Annotated in this window: 16 protein-coding genes; 7 read left to right on the plus strand and 9 right to left on the minus strand. The window is 65.4% G+C overall.

The window, feature by feature from the left end; all coding sequences use genetic code 11:
* Window positions 1–8: 8 nt before the first annotated feature.
* Window positions 9–1,538: a TonB-dependent receptor plug domain-containing protein gene (locus PQ457_RS20825; protein WP_273619713.1), complete on the minus strand. Its 1,530-nt coding sequence runs from the start codon at window positions 1,536–1,538 to the stop codon at window positions 9–11.
* A 161-nt stretch (window positions 1,539–1,699) separates the two neighbouring features.
* Window positions 1,700–1,987 (minus strand): helix-turn-helix transcriptional regulator, encoded by a 288-nt coding sequence (locus PQ457_RS20830; RefSeq protein WP_273619714.1) that lies wholly within the window; start codon window positions 1,985–1,987, stop codon window positions 1,700–1,702.
* Here PQ457_RS20830 and PQ457_RS20835 point away from each other — a divergent pair.
* The gene (locus PQ457_RS20835; RefSeq protein ID WP_273619715.1) at window positions 1,913–2,860 is read left to right on the plus strand and encodes a Rieske 2Fe-2S domain-containing protein; all 948 of its coding nucleotides are present in this window, start codon (window positions 1,913–1,915) and stop codon (window positions 2,858–2,860) included. The genes PQ457_RS20830 and PQ457_RS20835 overlap by 75 nt on opposite strands.
* 278 nt (window positions 2,861–3,138) lie before the next feature.
* On the opposite strand, the gene PQ457_RS20840 is transcribed toward PQ457_RS20835, so the two are convergent.
* The 6 genes from PQ457_RS20840 to PQ457_RS20865 all read right to left on the minus strand — a co-directional run bounded on the left by PQ457_RS20840 (window position 3,139) and on the right by PQ457_RS20865 (window position 10,250).
* On the minus strand, window positions 3,139–4,569 hold the full coding sequence (locus PQ457_RS20840; RefSeq protein ID WP_273619716.1) for an indolepyruvate oxidoreductase subunit beta family protein: 1,431 nt from the start codon (window positions 4,567–4,569) through the stop codon (window positions 3,139–3,141).
* Window positions 4,570–4,580: 11 nt separating this feature from the next.
* On the minus strand, window positions 4,581–6,713 hold the full coding sequence (locus PQ457_RS20845) for an indolepyruvate ferredoxin oxidoreductase subunit alpha (RefSeq protein ID WP_273619717.1): 2,133 nt from the start codon (window positions 6,711–6,713) through the stop codon (window positions 4,581–4,583).
* 6 nt (window positions 6,714–6,719) lie between these two features.
* Window positions 6,720–7,475, minus strand: coding sequence for a cyclase family protein (locus PQ457_RS20850; protein WP_273619718.1), 756 nt, complete (start codon window positions 7,473–7,475; stop codon window positions 6,720–6,722).
* 74 nt (window positions 7,476–7,549) lie between these two features.
* Window positions 7,550–9,007, minus strand: a complete 1,458-nt coding sequence (locus PQ457_RS20855; RefSeq protein ID WP_273619719.1) for a sodium:solute symporter family protein — start codon at window positions 9,005–9,007, stop codon at window positions 7,550–7,552.
* The gene (locus PQ457_RS20860) at window positions 9,004–9,219 is read right to left on the minus strand and encodes a DUF3311 domain-containing protein (protein ID WP_273619720.1); all 216 of its coding nucleotides are present in this window, start codon (window positions 9,217–9,219) and stop codon (window positions 9,004–9,006) included. The genes PQ457_RS20855 and PQ457_RS20860 overlap by 4 nt, the downstream gene beginning before the upstream one ends.
* 110 nt (window positions 9,220–9,329) lie before the next feature.
* Window positions 9,330–10,250, minus strand: a complete 921-nt coding sequence (locus tag PQ457_RS20865; protein WP_273619721.1) for a LysR family transcriptional regulator — start codon at window positions 10,248–10,250, stop codon at window positions 9,330–9,332.
* A 181-nt stretch (window positions 10,251–10,431) separates the two neighbouring features.
* On the opposite strand from PQ457_RS20865, the gene PQ457_RS20870 reads away from it, so the two are divergent.
* From PQ457_RS20870 to PQ457_RS20895, 6 genes are all read left to right on the plus strand, one after another.
* Entirely contained in the window at window positions 10,432–11,358 is a 927-nt protein-coding gene (locus PQ457_RS20870; RefSeq protein ID WP_273619722.1) for a dihydrodipicolinate synthase family protein, read from the plus strand.
* 3 nt (window positions 11,359–11,361) lie between these two features.
* Window positions 11,362–12,549, plus strand: coding sequence for an NAD(P)/FAD-dependent oxidoreductase (locus tag PQ457_RS20875; RefSeq protein ID WP_273619723.1), 1,188 nt, complete (start codon window positions 11,362–11,364; stop codon window positions 12,547–12,549).
* Entirely contained in the window at window positions 12,546–12,839 is a 294-nt protein-coding gene (locus tag PQ457_RS20880; protein ID WP_273619724.1) for a (2Fe-2S)-binding protein, read from the plus strand. The genes PQ457_RS20875 and PQ457_RS20880 overlap by 4 nt, the downstream gene beginning before the upstream one ends.
* Window positions 12,836–14,206 (plus strand): FAD-dependent oxidoreductase, encoded by a 1,371-nt coding sequence (locus PQ457_RS20885; RefSeq protein ID WP_273619725.1) that lies wholly within the window; start codon window positions 12,836–12,838, stop codon window positions 14,204–14,206. The genes PQ457_RS20880 and PQ457_RS20885 overlap by 4 nt, the downstream gene beginning before the upstream one ends.
* 101 nt (window positions 14,207–14,307) lie before the next feature.
* Window positions 14,308–14,796, plus strand: coding sequence for a VOC family protein (locus PQ457_RS20890; RefSeq protein WP_273619726.1), 489 nt, complete (start codon window positions 14,308–14,310; stop codon window positions 14,794–14,796).
* A gap of 12 nt (window positions 14,797–14,808) precedes the next feature.
* Window positions 14,809–15,219, plus strand: coding sequence for a RidA family protein (locus PQ457_RS20895; protein ID WP_273619727.1), 411 nt, complete (start codon window positions 14,809–14,811; stop codon window positions 15,217–15,219).
* 42 nt (window positions 15,220–15,261) lie between these two features.
* On the opposite strand, the gene PQ457_RS20900 is transcribed toward PQ457_RS20895, so the two are convergent.
* Window positions 15,262–17,757, minus strand: a complete 2,496-nt coding sequence (locus tag PQ457_RS20900) for a beta-glucosidase (RefSeq protein WP_273619728.1) — start codon at window positions 17,755–17,757, stop codon at window positions 15,262–15,264.
* Window positions 17,758–17,843: the final 86 nt, after the last annotated feature.

Raw genomic sequence — 17,843 nt, forward strand, 5'->3', positions numbered from 1 at the left:
GTGCTCTTTCAGAACCTGCGGCGCAGACTGACCTGCCACTGGCGCGGCTGGGCCAGAATATAGGAACCGGCAAAATAGGGCACCACCGTGTTGAGCGAGGTGGCTTCGGCATAGAATGTGTTGAACAGGTTGGTCACCGCCACCGATGCCTGCCAGTCGCCTTGCGGGCTGTCCCATGTCAGGCGGGCATTGACCAGTTGCAGCGCGGGCAGATGGCCCAGCGGCGTGTTGATCGCGTCGGTATAGATGCCCCCGCCGCCGGGGGCCACCCCGCCTGAAATCGTCACCCGGCCTTCCGATGCCCCGGTTGCGTTGTAATAATAGCCCCCGACCGTCCAGTCCGCCCAGGCGCCCAAGGCACCGGACAGGCGGATTTCCTGCGTAAACTGACGGTGGAGCAGGTGCCAGCTCTGGTCCGAGATGCTGGCGGGGGTCTGGTCAATCTGGGCAGACAGACTGGTGGAGGAATAGCGATAGGCCGTGATCGAGGTCAGCCGGATATGGCCGCCCAGATCAATGTTCAGATTGTTGCTGATCCCCTTGGCATCGAGCGTGGAATTGGGCGACATCGGATAGGCCGGAGCGGGCGAGGCGCCGGTCGGGCGGCTCTGATAGGTCTCGTAATTGGTATAGCTGCCCCATGGCGTGATGTAATGGGCCGATCCCGCCCAGGCGGGGCTTTGGAACACGGGTTTTTGCGCCGGATTTTCGGATTGGTCCTGCGTGGTGTCGAACGAGAGGACATTCTCGACGCCCGATGCCGGGGTCCAGAGCAGGCTGGCGCGCGCCGACCAGACCGCTTCCCCGCCCTGACGGCCCAGAACGCAATCGGCGCCCGTACGCTGCGTGGCGGTGCCGCCCGTCGCGCAGGCATAATCAAGCCGCTGCATGAAACCATCGCGGCGGCGGCCTGACACCGAAAAGCGCATGGCCAGCCGGTCGGGCACGATGGTAAAGTTCGCCGCCGCACGCCCGCTCAACAGATTGCGGCCGCCCGCCGTCACCTCGGCATAGGCGTCGGGTTGGAACGAGGGTTTGCGCGAATAGAGTTTGACCGAACCGCCGATCGAGTTCTTGCCCGACAGCGTACCCTGAGGCCCGCGCGCGATTTCCACCCGATCAGTGTCCAGAAGTTGAAACACCGCCCCCGACATCACCCCGTAATAGACATCATCGACATACATGCCCACGCCCGGTTCGACCGCGAAGTGGATATCGGACTGGCCCACCCCGCGAATGAACACGCTGGCGAACTGGCCAAAACCGCCCTGCCCCTTGGACAGATTGACGTTGGGCGCGCCGGCGGCGGCCGAGACGATGTCGGTGGCGCTGCGCTTTTCCAACAGGTCGCGGCCCATGGCGGAAATGGCGATGGGCGTGTCCTGAAGGCGCTGCGCTCTGAACTGAGCCGTGACGATGATTTCGGGGGCGGCGGGCTGGTCTGCCCCCTTTGACGGGGCTTCTTCGGCCCACGCGGCGGGGCCCCAGCCCAGCGCCAGAGCAAACAGCGAGGCCGCTTGACAGAATCGTGCCATCATTTTCCTCATCCCACTTTGCGGGGCGCGCTTTACCGAGCCGCGCCCTCTTTTTGTGGGATCAGTCTAGTGGCTATCCGGACCCGCCTCTTGGCTTGGCGCGACCGGCATCTGAACAAATGCGACGCGGCGGCCGGGCGTGCGCGCGGCTGTTTCAGGCTGCCCTATTGCCCGCGAAACCGGCTGGGTGAGCAGCCGAAGCGGCGGCGGAAGGTGCGGCTAAAATGGCTGACATCGTTGAAGCCCACATCAAGCGCTATGTCGATGATACGGGTCGGCTCGCGGTCGCCGCAAAGCGCGATCTTCCTTGCCGCCTCATCCAGCCTTGCGTTGACGATGAACTGGCGCGGGCTGATCCCGTCGGGCAGGAAGGCCCTTTGCAACTGGCGCATGCTGACCCCGATCCGGTCGGCAACGGAACGGCCGTTGCGGTTCAGGGCCGTTGCCCCCACCGGCACTTCCCGCTGGGCGCCAGCAGGCGGGTGGGCGATGCCATCCAATGCGCCTATCACGGCATCACATTTGACGCGGCGGGCGCCTGCACCTTTGTGCCCAGTCAGGATAAGATCCCCGGCGTCTATGCCATCAAGGCCTATCCGCTGGTCGAGCGCGGGCTTTGGGCGTGGATCTGGCCGGGCGATCCGGCGCTGGCCGATGAAAGCCTGATCCCCGATCTGGGCGACATCGGCTATGACCTGCCCGGATTTCATGCCCGCGCGCTGTTTTACCATCATGTCGCGGGGCGCTATCAACTGCTCAACGACAATCTGCTCGATCTGTCGCATCTGGGCTATCTGCATCACAGCTCGATCGGCACAAGCGACGATGCCGCCACCCCTGAAGAGCGCGAGGCCGATGACCGGGTGATCCGCAGCCGCCGGATCATGCGCAACACGCTGCGCCCGGCGGTGGTGGATTGGCAGACCGATTTCGACGGGCCGATTGACCGGGTTTCAGGCATGGATTTCCATATCCCTGGCTTTCACGCAGGCATTGCCGATGTGATGGTGGCCCAAGGCCATGCGCGCGCGGGCGAATTGCTCCGTTCAAACCGGGTGTGGCATGCGGTCACGCCGGCTGGGCGGACCACGACCAATTATTTCTTCGCCATGGCATCACGCGATCCAAAAGCGCTTGATGAGGCGGAGTCCTATCTGAAACCCGTAATCGAAGAGGATATTTTCGCCACGGTGGAGATCGAAAAGATCATTTCGACCATGGACGAGCTGCCGCAGGAGCTGATGCTCAAAAGCGACGGCACGGCCGTTCTGGGCCGCCGCGCGCTTCAGCGCATGATGGATGCGGAAGCCCGAAAAACCGGATAGGGCGGCCGCCTCTGGCCCGCTGGCGGTTTGCCTGCGCGCGAATGAGCAGGCAGGAGGGCCGCCGCCAAGTTCGGCGCACCATCGGTTGCGGTGATCGGAAGCTCTGGCAAGCCCGATGCTGATCGCGCGGGTCGGAGACCGTCGAATAGCCTGCCGGTAACGCGGGACTGGGCCGAAGCTCCAAGGCGGGTATAAGCGCCGAGGTGGTTGCAGGCGCACCGCACCGGACGGGCCGATGCGCCGATGAAACCCGCCGATGAAACCCAATGCCGCCCTTCTCAGGCCGCCTTGAGCATGCCTTCGCGCGCCGTCCGCAAGGCGTCGGCCCCCGCGCCGCCATCGGCCTGCGCCATGATCGCGGCAAAGCGTTCCAGCCCGCGATCGAATGTATCGCCATAGCCCTTGATCAGCCGCTGGGCGCGGATAATCTCGGTGGCCAGCGCCAGGTCGGTCTGGGCCGCCCGCTCTGCGCGCGCCAGCCATGCCTCGATCCGGCCCTGTTCCTGGGCATAGCGCAAGGTGCCGCGCCGCCAGCCACGACCCATCGCCACAAGGCGCAGCGCCAGAAACCAGCGCAGCGAAGTGGTCTCGACATGCCGCCCCTTTGACAGCGCCCGTTCCAGCCAGACCGACCCCATCACCCGCCGCCCCAGCCAGCCCGGCAGGCTCTCGGCCACTTCCTGAAGGCGTGGATGCATGAATTCGGTGACGGTCAGGACCTGCCCCTCCTTCACCTTGACCTCATCGCGCACCCGCGCAAACCGGGCGGCGCGCACTTTCAGATCCGCCACGCGGATCGTGTCCTCATAGGCCATCCACAGCGCCAGATGGCGCGCGGCCTCCTGGGTCAGGTCGAAAGGCGCGCGATCAAGCGCGGCAATGCTTTCGAGCCGATCCAGATAGAGCGCCGCATAATCGCCGTCCTGATAATCCATCAGCTTGGCCAGCCCGTGCAGGGCATTGGCCAGCGCCGCATCGGGCAACCCCGCCCGCGCCCGCGCGGCCAGCACCTTGCCCATCGTGGTGGTCGGCGTGGGGATGGGCGGCGCGGCCTCCTGCGGCATGGCCACCTCGCCCTGCGCGCGCGCGAAACCTTCGGCAAAACCGGCAAGGTTGCTCTTGACCGCCTTGCCGCTGTGGTGGATCGCCTCTTCAAACGCCTCGCGCGCGAAGGGCAGCGCGCCGCTGCCCGCCAGCGCGCCGAACATGACCGCGCTGATCACGCTATGGGTGCGCTCGGTGGCGGCCTCCATGTCGAAACCGATGAAGCGGGCCGAACGTTCGCGGGCGGCGGCAAGGATCTTCTCGCCATTGCCGCGCCCGTCGCCCGCCACCTGCTTTTCGGAAATGGCATAGATGCGGTGGGTCGACCCGATCAGCGTGGTCTTGCCCGCCGTGGAGAACCCGCGCAGCACCGCACGGCCCGTTTCCATCAGTTCGGAGGCGACCACCACATCGACATCACCCGGCATCGGCATCTGCGCCATGATCGGCATCCGCCCATCGGCCCCGGCCCCACCTTTATCAGGGCGCGCCAGTTCGACATAATAGACGGTCGAACCCGTCCGCTGCGCCACGCCCGGCACCGATGTGCCCTGCGCCAGCCAGCCCGCGTCGCGCGCGACATGCTGGATCCATTCGGCCAGCACCCCGCCGCCCTGTCCGCCCAGCGCCAGAATGGCAATGGCGATGCGATTCTTCTCGGTCATCCTGCCAGTCCTTAAAACGCGCGGGCCATGCGGGCGCGATCATCGCGCGCCTGCATCCAGCCCACGATCCGGGCGCGGGCGCGCTGGCGGAACTTTTCCCAGCCCGTGGGATTGCTGACGATCCGCGCACGATAGAAACTGGGGCACAGGATCGCGGCATGGGCATTTTCACCGCACAGACCGCAACCGACGCAACTGTTTTCGACATGCGTCACAGGGTCCTGACGCAGCGGATCGGGGTTCGACTTGATGGTCAGCGAGGGACAGCCCGACAGGCGGATGCAAGCATGGTCGCCGGTGCAGGTATCGCTGTCCACGCCGAACCTTTCGCGCACCACGCGCCCGCCATTGGCCAGCACCTTGCCCTGTTCGCGCTTAACCCGGCGCTGCTTGTTGAGCATGCATTCCGATTGGGCGACGATGACCTTGGGGCCTTTTTCCGAACTGGTCATGGCCTCGCGCAGCAGGTCGCGCATTTTCGCCACGTCATAGGTCCGCTCGACCAGCCGCACCCATTTCGCACCCACGCCCTGCACCGCCTTGGCGATGGGGTTCTTGGTCACGCGGACCGGGTTGTCGGCGCGGGATGAAAGGATGTCCTGCCCGCCCGTGGCCGCCGAATAGCCGTTGTCGATGATGAGGGTGACGGTGTCATCCTTGTTGAACACCGCATTGCCGATGCCGCTGGTGAGGCCATTGTGCCAGAAGCCACCATCGCCCATCACGGCAATCGCGCGCTTGTCCTTGGGCTTGAAGGCCGACGCGCCCGCCGCGCCCAGACCATAGCCCATCGTCGTGTTGCCGATGTCAAACGGCGGCAAAATCGAGAACAGGTGACAGCCGATGTCGGCCGATACATGGGTCGGACCCAGTTCCTTCTCCACCAGCTTCATCGCGGCAAAGACCGGACGCTCCGGGCATCCGGTGCAGAAACCGGCGGGGCGCTGGGGGATTTCCATCGCCACTTCGCGCGGCAGGGGATCGGGCTTGGCCTCGGCCGGGGCCAGATGGGGCGCATGGGCGCGCAGGAACTTGCCCAGACCATCGCGGATCACAGCGGCCGAATATTCGCCCGAGCGCGGCAGCATGTCCTTGCCGACAATCCGCGTCTGCAGATCGGCGCGGCGGACCAAAGTGTTCAACTCATGCTCGATAAATTCAGGCTGGCCTTCCTCGATAACCAGCACCGCTTGTTTCCCCGCGCAAAAGGCCGAAACCTCCTCCGGGATCAGCGGATAGGCGACATTGAGGCAATAGATCGCGATCCGGCTGCCCCCATAGGCATCGGCCAGATCCAGCAATTCCATCGCGCGGTTGAGATTGTTGTAAAGCCCGCCCTGCACGATGATGCCGATTTCCGGCGTGTCGCTGTCCTGTCCGAACCATTCGTTCAGCCTGTTATTGCGGACATAGGCAATCCCGGCGGGCCAGCGTTTCTCGATCTTTTCGACCTCATGCTGGAAATTGGCGGGGGGCAGAACGATGCGTTGAAGATCGCGAACCGGGGCTGCCGCCGCCTCGCCCACGGTCATGGCGGGGCGCACATTGTCCTTGGCGATAAAGCTGCCGGTCATATGGCACGAGCGCACCCGCAATTGCAGCATGACCGGCGTGTTCGAGGCTTCGGAGAGGCGAAAACCCTGCTCCACCGCATCGACCATGCTGGTCAGATTGGGGCGCGGGTCGAGCAGCCACATCTGGCTCTTCATGGCAAAGGCATGGGTGCGCTCCTGCATGATCGAGGAGCCTTCGCCGTAATCCTCGCCCACGATGATGAGCGCGCCGCCCTTTACCCCGCCCGAGGCGACATTCGACAGCGCGTCGGAGGCGACATTCGTGCCCACCACCGATTTCCACGTCACCGCCCCGCGCAGCGGATAATTGACGCTGGCCGCCAGCATGGCCGCTGCGGTCGCCTCGGAGGCGCTGGTTTCGAAATGCACGCCAAGGCTGGCAAGCAGATCATTGGCATCGGCAAACACATCCATCAGATGGCTGATGGGCGACCCCTGATAGCCCCCGACATAGGCCACGCCCGATTGCAGCAAGCCCTTGGTGACGGCCAGAATGCCCTCGCCGGTAAAGACTTCGCCTGCCCCGGCGGTCAGCTTCTTGACTTCGGATTTGAACGAACGCTCAGCCATGTCGGATCAGCCTTCGACCAGCGCCAGCACGCGCAGGGGGCTGCCCGAACCGTCGCGGATTTTGAGCGGGGCGGCGATCACCATCGCGCCGGTGGCGGGCAGTTGATCGAGGTTTTCAAGGCACTGCAGCCCATATTTGCCCGCGCCATGCAGCAGGGTGTGCGCCGGATAGGGCGGCGTCAGAGAATGGGCCTGACCCGCATCGGTGCCGATGGTTTCGACGCCAAAACCGATCACATCGCGCGTGATCAGTGCCTCGACCGCTGCCGTGGAAGGCCCCGGCGTGTGCGCCCCATCGGCGGCGCGGTTGGTATAGGCAGCGACATCGCGCTTGGACCAATCGCTGCGGAAAAGCACCCATGACCCGGCCGGAATCGCGCCATATTGCGATTCCCAGCGCTCGATATGTTCCGCCGTCAGCAGGAAATCAGGGTCGGCCGCACATTCGGCCGAAAAATCCAGCACCACCGCAGGCGCAATCAGGGGCTGAACCGGCAGACGGTCCACGGTATTGTCGGGCAGATCCTTGCCGCTCACCCAATGGACCGGCGCGTCGAAATGGGTGCCGGTATGCTCGCCCACGGTGAAATTGTTCCAGTGCCATGCCACGCCCCGCTCATCATAGCGCGAGATTTCCTGGCGCGAGAAGCCCGCCGTCTGGCCAAAGGGTTCGGGCAGGACCAGCAAAGGCGTGTCTTCCGAGAGCGTCTGGGTAAGGTCGACAACCCGCACCGCGCCCGAGGCGAGGGACCGAGCAAGCATGTTGAGTGTGGACATAAAGGCTCCCGGAAAGATTATGATCGGAAGCCTATCGGATAAACTTGCAAATGCAAGTATTATTTTGCGCCATGGGCAGGCGTATGAACAGGCGGGGGCAAAAGCACCATCGCCGCCAGCGTAACCATCAGATTACACAGTACCGCCACCAGCCCGATTTCCCATTCAACGAAGATACCGGCCAGTGCCTTGCCGATCATCGGCACCCACAGCACCGCATAACCCGCGATCAATCCCGCCATCACCGCGCGCGCCGACACTCGCCGCGTGACAAAGGCCAGATAGACCCCCGGCACCAGCATGCCGATCGCCGCATAGGCCGACAGCCCCACCTCGACCAGCGAGGCGCTGGCCCCCAACGCCAGCCACAGCGCCGCGCCCGCAAAGCCCACCATCGACCAGCGCGACACCAGCAATTCGGCACGGTCATCCATATCACGCCACACGGGCCGCACGATGTTACGCGCGAAAATCGACCCGCAGGTCAGCATCAGCACCGAGCCCGGCACCAGCGCCAGCAGGCTGGCCGTACCCGCGAACAGGCCGATCAGCCAGACAGGGCAATGCTGGACCACAAAGGTCAGCAGGAGCGCGTTGAGATCCCCGCCCTCGGGCCGCGTGCCCGCCAGCAAGGCGGCAAAGCCGAGCAGGATGATGAAGAAATAGGAGAGCGAGTAGATCGGCTGAAGCACGGTATTGCGGCGGATCGTATCGCTGCTGCCCGCCGAAAAGCACAGTTGGAACATATGCGGGAAGATATAGGTGCCGATCGCCACATTGATCGCCGAGGTGGAAAGCCACACCAGACTGAGGCCCGCATGAGGTTGCAGGCCCGGAAAGCGCACGGCGGCGGGATAGAGAGCCTGAACCCGCGCAAACACGTCCAGCATCGAGGAGGCGCCCACCATCCCGGCCACGCCAAAGGCCAGCACCACCACGACCACCAGCATCAGCACATCCTTGACCCCGGCCGCAAAAGCCGCCGAGCGCAGACCCGCCAGAAACACAAAGGCCAGCATCACCGCCACCGCGATCACCGCCGCCCATGTGCCCCCGATCACCGGCCCGGCCACCAGACGCACGATAAAGGTCAGCGCGGTCACCTGTATCTGGATATAGACCGTCAACGCGATCAGCCCCGCGCAGGCCACCACCATGCCCAGCCAGCGCGATTGATAGCGATGGGCAAAGAAATCGGCCTGCGTAATCAGCCCGTGCCGCCGCCCATAGGCATGGATGCGCGGCGTCAACCAGTATCCCACCACCGCCGACAGCGAGACCGAGGTGAACGCCAGATAGGCCGGCGCCCCATAAGCCCATGCAAAGCCCGAAATGCCCAGCACCGCAAAGGTCGTGTAAATCTCACCGGCATTGAGGAACCAGAACACCAGCGTGCCCATTTTCCGTCCGCCCAGCGCCCAGTCCTCCAGCGACTTGCTGCGGGTTTTGGCGCGGCCATAGGCCATCGCGCCGATCGTTGTGCCCAGCACGATCAGCAGGATCATCATGCGGATCATGGCTTGCGATCCAGCCAGTAGCGCAGGGCCAGCACAAAGGTGGCGAACATTATTCCCGCCATTTGCCAGACCATCGGGAAGGGCAGGCCCAGCGGGCGCCAGAGAATGCCGTTGGCCCATGGCGCAAGGCCCAGTTGCCAGACAAAAGGCAGCAAAAGCAGCGCGTCGGCCCGGCGAAAAGCCGTCAGTTCGGCGCCTTCAGGATCATCCATGGTCATACCTAGCATCGGTGGGAACAGCGTGGGAAAACACAGAATTTGCCGCTTTCATCGCTGCGTTCAATGCAAGGTAATGCGGCATTGTGTTGCCATAGACGCAACGATTACACCTCCGCCACGCGCAAAGGGCGATTCCACTGGCGCAACTGGGCCTCCACCATTTTGAGCAGACGGGCGGGCGCGCCCTCCAGTTGCCGCCCCGCGCGCAGGATCAGGCTGATCGTGGCATCCTCCATCGCATCATCGGCAATGGCGATGCTGGCCAATTCGCCGCTTTCCAGTTCGCTCCACACCGACAATTGCGGCAGGATCGTCACCGCCGCCCCGCGCCGCACGGTTTCGCGCATCATATGGATCGAATTGGTGGTGATCACAGGCTCCAGATAGGTGTTGTGGCGCAGTTCCGCCCCGGCCAGAATCTGGCGCAGGCCGAAATGGCGCGGCGAGAGGCACAGCGGATAGCGCGCAAGATCGGAGAGCGACACGCTGCCTTGCCCCGCCAGCGGATGGCCCGCGGCAACAATCGCCATCAAGGGCTGGGCGATCACCGAGCGGACATGGATCTTGATGTCATGGGGGGTCTGAAACACCAGCCCCAGATGCGCCTCGTCATCGAGCACCTGCCGCACGATCTGCTGCGATGAATTGACCGAAAGGTCGAGATGGATCTGGGGGTTGGCGGTGGTGAAGCTGGCGATCATGTCGGTAAAACCACTGCCCAGAAAGCCTTCGCCCACGGCCAGCACGGCATGGCCGCTTTTCACCGAGCGCAATTCCTCCAGCTTGGCGCGCAAAGCCTCGCGGTCGGCCACCTGGTTGCGGTAATGGGCGATCACGATCTCGCCCGCATGGGTCAGCCGCACCCCGCGCCGCCCCTTTTCGATCAGCGCAAGGCCATAGTTTTCCTCAAGCTGGGCGATCTGGCGGCTGATCGAGGAGGCGGCCACATTGAGCCGGTCGCTGGCCGCGCGCATTGAGCCTGCGTTGAGCGCTTCGAGCAGATAGCGCAATCCTGTTTCCGACATTCGCCACACCCCATTTGTATCTTAGCAAACCCGGCACCAACTTGCCCAAGTTTGCGCTCAACGCAACAATTATGACAATTAAGCGCCATTGCCTGCGCATATGCGGAGTGCCAGATCAGGCCGTCCCCCGTCGGGCAAAGCGATCATTCGCATCGCTTTTCCGGTTGAAAACGAGGCATGAATGGCAAGTATCAAACGTGATCGCGTGAACTGGCAGGGCTATCTTCCGGCCATCACAACCCCCTTTTCCGCCGACGGCGGGCTGGACAGGGCGGGCCTTGGCCGCCTGCTGGAATGGCTGCATGGCGAAGGCATGCACGGGCTGGTTCTGGCCGGAACCACAGGCGAATGGACCAGCATGAGCGCGCAGGAACGTGCGGACCTGTTTGCGCTGACCGGCGTGCAGATGAAGGGCAAGCTGCCCCTGATCGCGGGCTGCTCCAGCTTTACCGCGCCCGAAAGCATCGCCTTTGCCCGCCATGCGGCCGACGCCGGTTTCGACGGTGTGCTTTTGACGCCCCCGCCCTATATCCGCCCCAATGCGGATGAAATTTTTGCCTTTTACGAAGCGGTGGGCGCAGCCATCGACCTGCCCATTTGCGTTTACAACTGGCCCCCTGGCACGGGGGTCGACATGGATCTCGATCTGCTCTCGCGCCTGGCCGACATCGACGGCGTGGTGGCGATCAAGCAATCCTCTTCGTCCTTTGAACGCTTTGTCGAAACCTTTTTTGCGCTCAAGGATCAGGTGCGCGTGTTCGGCTTTCCGATGAACGAGATCGGGTTGACCATGCTGCGCGTGCATGGCGGCGACGGCACGATGGGCGCGGGCGGCGTGCTGGGGCGTGCCCAGCCGGGCTTTTACAATGCCTTCTGGGCGGGCGATCTGGACGGCGCGCGCGCCTGTGGGGCCAAGGACCGCGTGCTGATGCGCGAATGGTACACGCCCGAACTGGTGGGCCGCTTCGGCTCCGGCCCGGCGATTCTCAAGGCCGCGCTTGATGCGCAGGGCCTGCCCGGCGGCCCGGTGCGGGCGCCTTTGCTGCCGGTCAGCGATGCCGCGCGCGAAGAGATTGCCCAAACGCTGCGAAAGCTGCAAATCCTGTGATCCATGACGCATGAAGTCCTGATCATCGGCGGCGGCCTGCTGGGCTGCGCGGCGGCGTGGCATCTGGCCCGCGCCGGTCTTGCCCCGCGCCTGATCGAGGCGCGGGGCATCAACGCGGGCGCCTCGGGTCAGAACGCCGGCTCGCTGCATTTCCAGATCGAGCGGCGGTTTCTGGAGCCGGGCGCCAGCGGCCAAGGCGCGCAGATCGTCCGCCTCAACACTCTGGCGATCGAGGAATGGGCGGGGCTGGAGGAGGAACTCTCCCGCCCGCTGGACATCCATATGCATGGCGGGCTGATGCTGGCCGAGAACGAGGCCGATCTGGCCCTGCTCGCCTCCAAGGTGGCGCGGGAAAACGAACTGGGCCTGCCCACGCAATTGCTGTCAGGGACCGAGGCGCGTGGATTGGTGCCGCGCCTTGCCCCCCATATCTGCGGCGCGGCATGGCTGGCGCGCGAAGGCCACGCCAATCCCCGCATTCTGGCAGATGCCTTTGCCGATGCGGCGCGCAGCGAAGGCGCGGTGATTGAAACACAAAGCCGCCTGCTCGACCTGCGCCGCGATGGGGAGAGTTGGCAGGCGACCATCGAGCATTCGGGCCGGATCGTCACCGCCCGCGCGCGCCACGTCATTCTGGCCACAGGCCACTGGGCCGCGCGGGTCGCGGCGCGCATGGGGCTGAACATCCCGCTCTATCTTGCCCCCCTGATGATGAGCGTGACCGACCGCACGGCGCCTTTCCTGCCCTATCTGATCCAGCATGTCGGCAAGCGCCTGTCGATGAAACAGACGGATGACGGCAATATGGTGATCGGCGGCGGCTGGGCCTCGGCGCCGCAGAAGATGGCCGACGGCCTACCCGATCTCGACGCGCCGCCCTATCTCGTGCCCGACAATCTGCGCGCCAATCTGGAGGTGGCGGCGGGCGTCATGCCCTGCCTGCGCGCGCGCAGCCTGATCCGCAGCTGGACCGGCATGACCTGTGTTTCGGCCGATCAATTGCCCATCGTGGGCGAAGTGCCCGCCGCCCCCGGCCTCTTTGTCGCGGCGGGCGGGTCGATGTTCACGCTGGGGCCGCTGCTGGCGCGGATGCTGGCGCGTAGCATTATCGAGCGCGCCATGCCGGAGGAAATCGCCCTGTTCAGCGCCGCGCGCTTTGCCCATCTCAACGCCTTTGCGGTGCCGTCATGAGCCGGGTTGCCGATGGCGTAAACCGCCCCGCCCCCATAACCATCGAGATCGACGGCGCCGCGATCCCGGCCCATCCGGGCGAAACTCTGGCCGCCGCGATGATCGCCGCCGGGGTTTACCGCATGCGCGATGACCGTTCGGGCGCGCCGCGCGGTATGCTGTGCAACATGGGCACATGCAGCGAATGTTTCGTCTGGATCGCGGACGGGCAGACATGGCGCCGCCGCCGCGCCTGCCTGACGCCGGTGGCCGGGGGTTTGCGCGCCGCCACGCGGGAAGGCCAACCATGATCGATATTGCCATCATCGGCGGCGGCCCCGCCGGACAGGCGGCTGCGCAGCAGACGCTGGGCATGGGCCTGTCCACCACCATGATTGACGAACAGGCGCGCCCCGGCGGCCAGATCCTGCGCCAGCCTCCCGCCACATTCGCCGTCAGGGACTGGATGGGGGGCCGCCTCTATCGCCCGCTGCGTCGCCTGCTCGCCCGGACCGAGGCGGATGAACGACTCGACTGGCGCGGGGGAACCAGCGTGGTGGGGATCGAGCGGATGGAGGATCATTTCCGCCTGACCCTGTCGGGCGCGCATAACGGAACGCTGCTGGCACGGCGTGTGCTGATCGCGGCGGGGTGCTACGACATGCCGGTGGCGATGCCGGGCTGGACCCTGCCCGGCGTGATGAGCGCGGGCGCGGTCCAGACCCTGCTCAAATCGCAGCAGGTGGTGGCAGGCCAACCCATCGTCCTGCTGGGCAGCCATCCGCTGCTGCTGGTGCTGGCCACGCAATTGCTGGATGCCGGGGCCGAAGTTGCGGCGGTGCTGATGCCCCGGACCGTGGGGCAGATGGCGCGCAAGGCCCTGCCCCACATCGCGGGGGCGCTGCTGTTTCCGGGGCCGTTGATCGCGGCGGGCGCGGCCATGGCGCGTCTGCGCCGGGCTGGGGTGCCCCTGATGATGGGCGCGCGGCCTGTCGGCTTTCACGGAGCAGGCGGCCAATTGGCGGCGGTTGAATATGCCTGGCATGGCCAGACCCACCGTATCGCGGCGCAGGTCGCGGCGGTATCCTATGGTTTCCTGCCGCAATCGGATCTGCCGCGTCAGGTCGGCGCGGCGGTGCGCTGGGCGCAACCTGCGGGCGGATGGGAAACCTTGTGTGATGGGGCGATGCGCTCCTCGGTGCCGGGGCTTTATGTCGCGGGCGAAACCACCGGCGTGGCGGGCGCGGATGCAGCCATGGTCGAGGGTGAGATCGCGGGGATCGCCATGGCGCTGGATGCAGGCGCGCAGGCGCCCTCCGCTATGGCCCGCGCGCGGGCCAGACGGGCAAGGCTGCAACCCTTCATCGACCTGCTGCGCGCGGTGGCCGATCCGGGCGATGTCTGGCCATCGGCGACGCCCGATATGCTGCTGTGCCGGTGCGAGGATATTTCCGTGGCGCAGGTCGATGCGACCATTGCCCGACTCTCGCCCATGGCCGACGCGTCGGCGATCAAGCATCGCTGCCGGATCGGCATGGGCCTGTGTCAGGGGCGGTCCTGCGAACATGCGCTGGTGCGCCGGATTGCCGATGCGCGGGGCTGTGATCCTGATGCGGTTGCCCCCTTCCGTCCCCGCTTTCCGGCAAGGCCGCTGCCCATCGACGAGATCATCGGCTGAGCGTTGCAGCGGGCGCAACAATTGCGTCCGGGCGATGTCATTGCTGCGCCTCGAACCCCTTGTCATCCTCGCCTCCTGCACCATTCACAGGAGCCGTCCGCATGACTGAGGCCATCCCGCCCCGCCCCCATTTCGCCGCCGATCACGTGTCATGGACCGTGGCCGATGCCGATGCGGTGGCGCGCTTTTACATCGATGTGTTCGGCGCATCCGAACTGTTCCGCATGGGGCCGATCGACGCCGCCGACATTCCCCCCATGCCCGAAGGGCGCGACTGGATGGCCGCCCATGTCAATGTGCCGGGCGCACGGCTCAGGCTCATCATGCTGCGCCTTACCGAGACGCTCAATTTTCAACTGGTGCAATATGACAAGCCCGATGATCGCAGCGCCGCCCTGCCGCGCAATTGCGATGCGGGCGGGCATCATCTGGGGCTGCGGGTCGATGATGTGCCCGCCGCCGCCGCTTATCTGGCCGCGCATGGCTGCACCGCGATGGAGATCATCGAGATTTCCGAAGGGCCGCTGGCGGGCAAGAAGAACCTCTATCTGCTCGACCCATGGGGCCATCAGCTTGAAATCGTGGACTGAAAGGAAACCAAGATGACCGCAAAGCGCATCAACCCCGCCGCCCTTTACGAAAGCACCCGCTTCGGCTTTTCCCATGCCGCACTGGATGAGGCGACCGGCACGCTCCATCTGGCCGGACAGGTGGCGTGGGACAAGGATTACAATGTGGTGGGCGGCGATGATCTGGCCGCGCAGACCCGTCAGGCGCTGGCCAATATCAGGGCGGTGCTGGCCGAGGCGGGCGCGGATGTGGGCGATCTGCTGCGCCTGCGCACGCTGATCGTCAATTACGATATGTCCAGGCTGGAGGCGGTGGGCGCTGAATTGGCGGCCTTTTACGGCGATGTCCTGCCCGCACCCAACACGATCATCGGGGTTCAGGCGCTGGCCCTGCCCGACTTCCTGATCGAGATCGAGGCGGTGGCGGTGCTGTCCAAAGCGTGACGCGAACAAGGGCCGCTCCGGGTGGAGAGCGGCCCTTGCCCTTCAGCGCGGCAGGACCGCGTGCAGCGGCAGGTCGCGCGAAGAATTGCCGACAAAGACCCGCATCGCGCCCTTGGGCACTTTCCAGCCATGCGCTTTGTCATCCCACACCGACAGATCGCGGCGCGTAAGGGCAAAGCTGACCTCGCGCTCCTCGCCCGGCGCCAGTTCGACGCGGGCAAAGCCCTTGAGCTGACGCGGCGGTTCGCCCGCGGCCGCAGGCATGGCCAGATAGAGCTGCGCCACCTCGGCCCCCGCCCGCTCGCCCAGATTGCGGACATGGGCGCGCACCTGCCACCCTTCGCCCCGGCGCGCGAGTTTCAGCCCGGAAAATCCGAAATGCGTATAAGAGAGGCCAAAGCCAAAGGGATAAAGCGGGTCCAGCTTCTTGGCGTCATACCAGCGATAGCCCACCAGCAGGCCCTCGCTGTAATCGGCCCTTGTGCCTTTGCCCGGATAGCGCGCAGATCCGTCCGTCGGCCCATGCGTTTCGTCGGCTGGGAAGGTTACTGTCAACTTGCCCGAAGGATTGGCCGCCCCGGTCAGCAGGCGCGCGATGGCCGGGCCCGCCACCTCGCCCGGATACCAGCCCGCAATGATGCCCGCCACCCGGTCGCGCCAAGGCATCAGCACGGGGCCGGCGGTATGCAGCACCACCACGGTGCGCGGATTGGCCCGGGCCACGGCCTCGATCAAGGCATCCTGATCGCCGGGGAGGCGCAGGTCGGTGCGGTCGGCGCCTTCCGAAACATGATCGGCCACGAACACCACGGCGACATCGGCCTTGGCCGCCGCCGCCGTGGCCTCCTCGATCAGGCGGGGGTCGGGCGCCTGCCACCCCACGCGCAATTCGGGCGGCGAGAGCGTGGGCGCGGTCGAATAGTCCAGTTCGAAGGAAACGGGCCTGCCCGCCTCCAGTGCAATCGTGCCATGCGTGGTCAGGCGGAAATTCTGCTTGGGCGTATAGGCCACTTCGCGCCCGTCGATGCGCAGGCGGATTTCGCCTCCACCGTTCAGAGAAAAGCGGTAGGTGCCCCCCACCTGAGGCACCAAAGTGCCGCGCCAGCGCGCGGAAAAGATGCTGCCCAATTCCTTGGTGCCTGCCTGTTCATAATCAATCGCGGCTTCGGCGCGGGTCAGGACGGGCTTGCCCGAAAAATCGGGCGAGGCGTAATAGCTGGCCGTAAGACCGCGCAGGGCCGAGGCGGGGATGGCGGGCAAGGGCGCAATGCCCAAGGTGCCGGGCGCATAATCGACCTGAACGCCGGAGGGCAGCGCCGCCCGGATCGCGGCCAGCGGAGCCATGGGCCGGATCTCGTCATTCTTGACAAAGCCGCCATACCGCTCGGTGGTCTGGACATGCTCGCCCGCATCATCGCCGATGATCGCCACGCGCGAAAGGCCCGCGCCCAGCGGCAGCACGCCGCCCCGGTTGCGCAGTAGCACGCTGCCCTCTTCGGCAATGCGTTGCGAAAGCGCGAGATGGGCGGGCGAGCGGGCCTGCGCATCGGCATTGCCCTTGACCGGGCGGTCGATCACGCCCAGCCGGAACATCGGCGTCAGGATATGACGCAGCAGATTATCAATATCGCCGCCCGTCACCTCGCCCTCGGCCAGCGCCTTGCGCAGGGGTGGACCGTAGAATTCGGCAAAGCCAAAGGGGCTGGGGCCGCCGGGCATGGAGATGTCCATCCCCGCCTTGACGCTGGCCACCGTGCTGCGATGAGCGAAATACCAGTCGGAGACGACAAAGCCGTCAAAACCCCAGCCGCGCAACTGATCCAGCGCTGCCTTGTTTTCGCAGGCATAAGTGCCGTTGAAGCGGTTATAGGCGCACATGATCGACCCCGCCCCGGCGCGCCGCACCACCGCTTCAAAAGCGGGGAAATAGATCTCGTTCAGCGCGCGTTCGCTGACGCGCGCATCAATGGCCTCATAGGCGGGCGCATCGCCAAGGCGCAGCCATTCCTGGTTGTTGGCGGCAAAATGCTTGGGCGTGGCCAGCACGCCCTGCGCCTGAATGCCCGCCGTGATCGCCGCGCCGCCGATGGCGGTCAGATAGGGGTCCTCGCTGAGCGTTTCGGCGATGCGGCCCCATTTGGGCGTGCGGATGATGTTGATCGTGGGGGCAAGCACGACATTGCGCCCCTTGGCCGCATGTTCGCGCCCCAGCGCGGCGCCAAATTCCCGCATAAGGCCCGCATCCCACGTGCTGGCCGTCATCAAAGGTGCGGGAAACTGCGTCACGCCCACCATGCCATTGCCCACGCCCGCCGGGCCATCGCCCATGCAAAGCGCGGGCAGCCCCAGCCGGGGCAGGCCCGAAATATGGCCGACACAGGGGTTCACCCCGGTCCCGTTGCCGTCCAGCACCGTGTCGCCCTGAAGCAGGCCCAGCTTTTCATCCATCGTCATGGCGGAGATCAGCAGTTCTGCCCGCTGCGCCGGGGTCCGGCTCGCCTCCATCCATGGGCGCGCCTTGTCCGGCGTTTGGGCCATCACGCCCCCCCACCCCGCTGTTCCACAAAGCGCCGCCCCGGCAAACAGGGCAAGACGAAGCGACAAAACAGCAGAGCGGGAGAACA

Origin of the sequence: Novosphingobium humi (assembly GCF_028607105.1) — a bacterium.
GTDB lineage: Bacteria > Pseudomonadota > Alphaproteobacteria > Sphingomonadales > Sphingomonadaceae > Novosphingobium > Novosphingobium humi.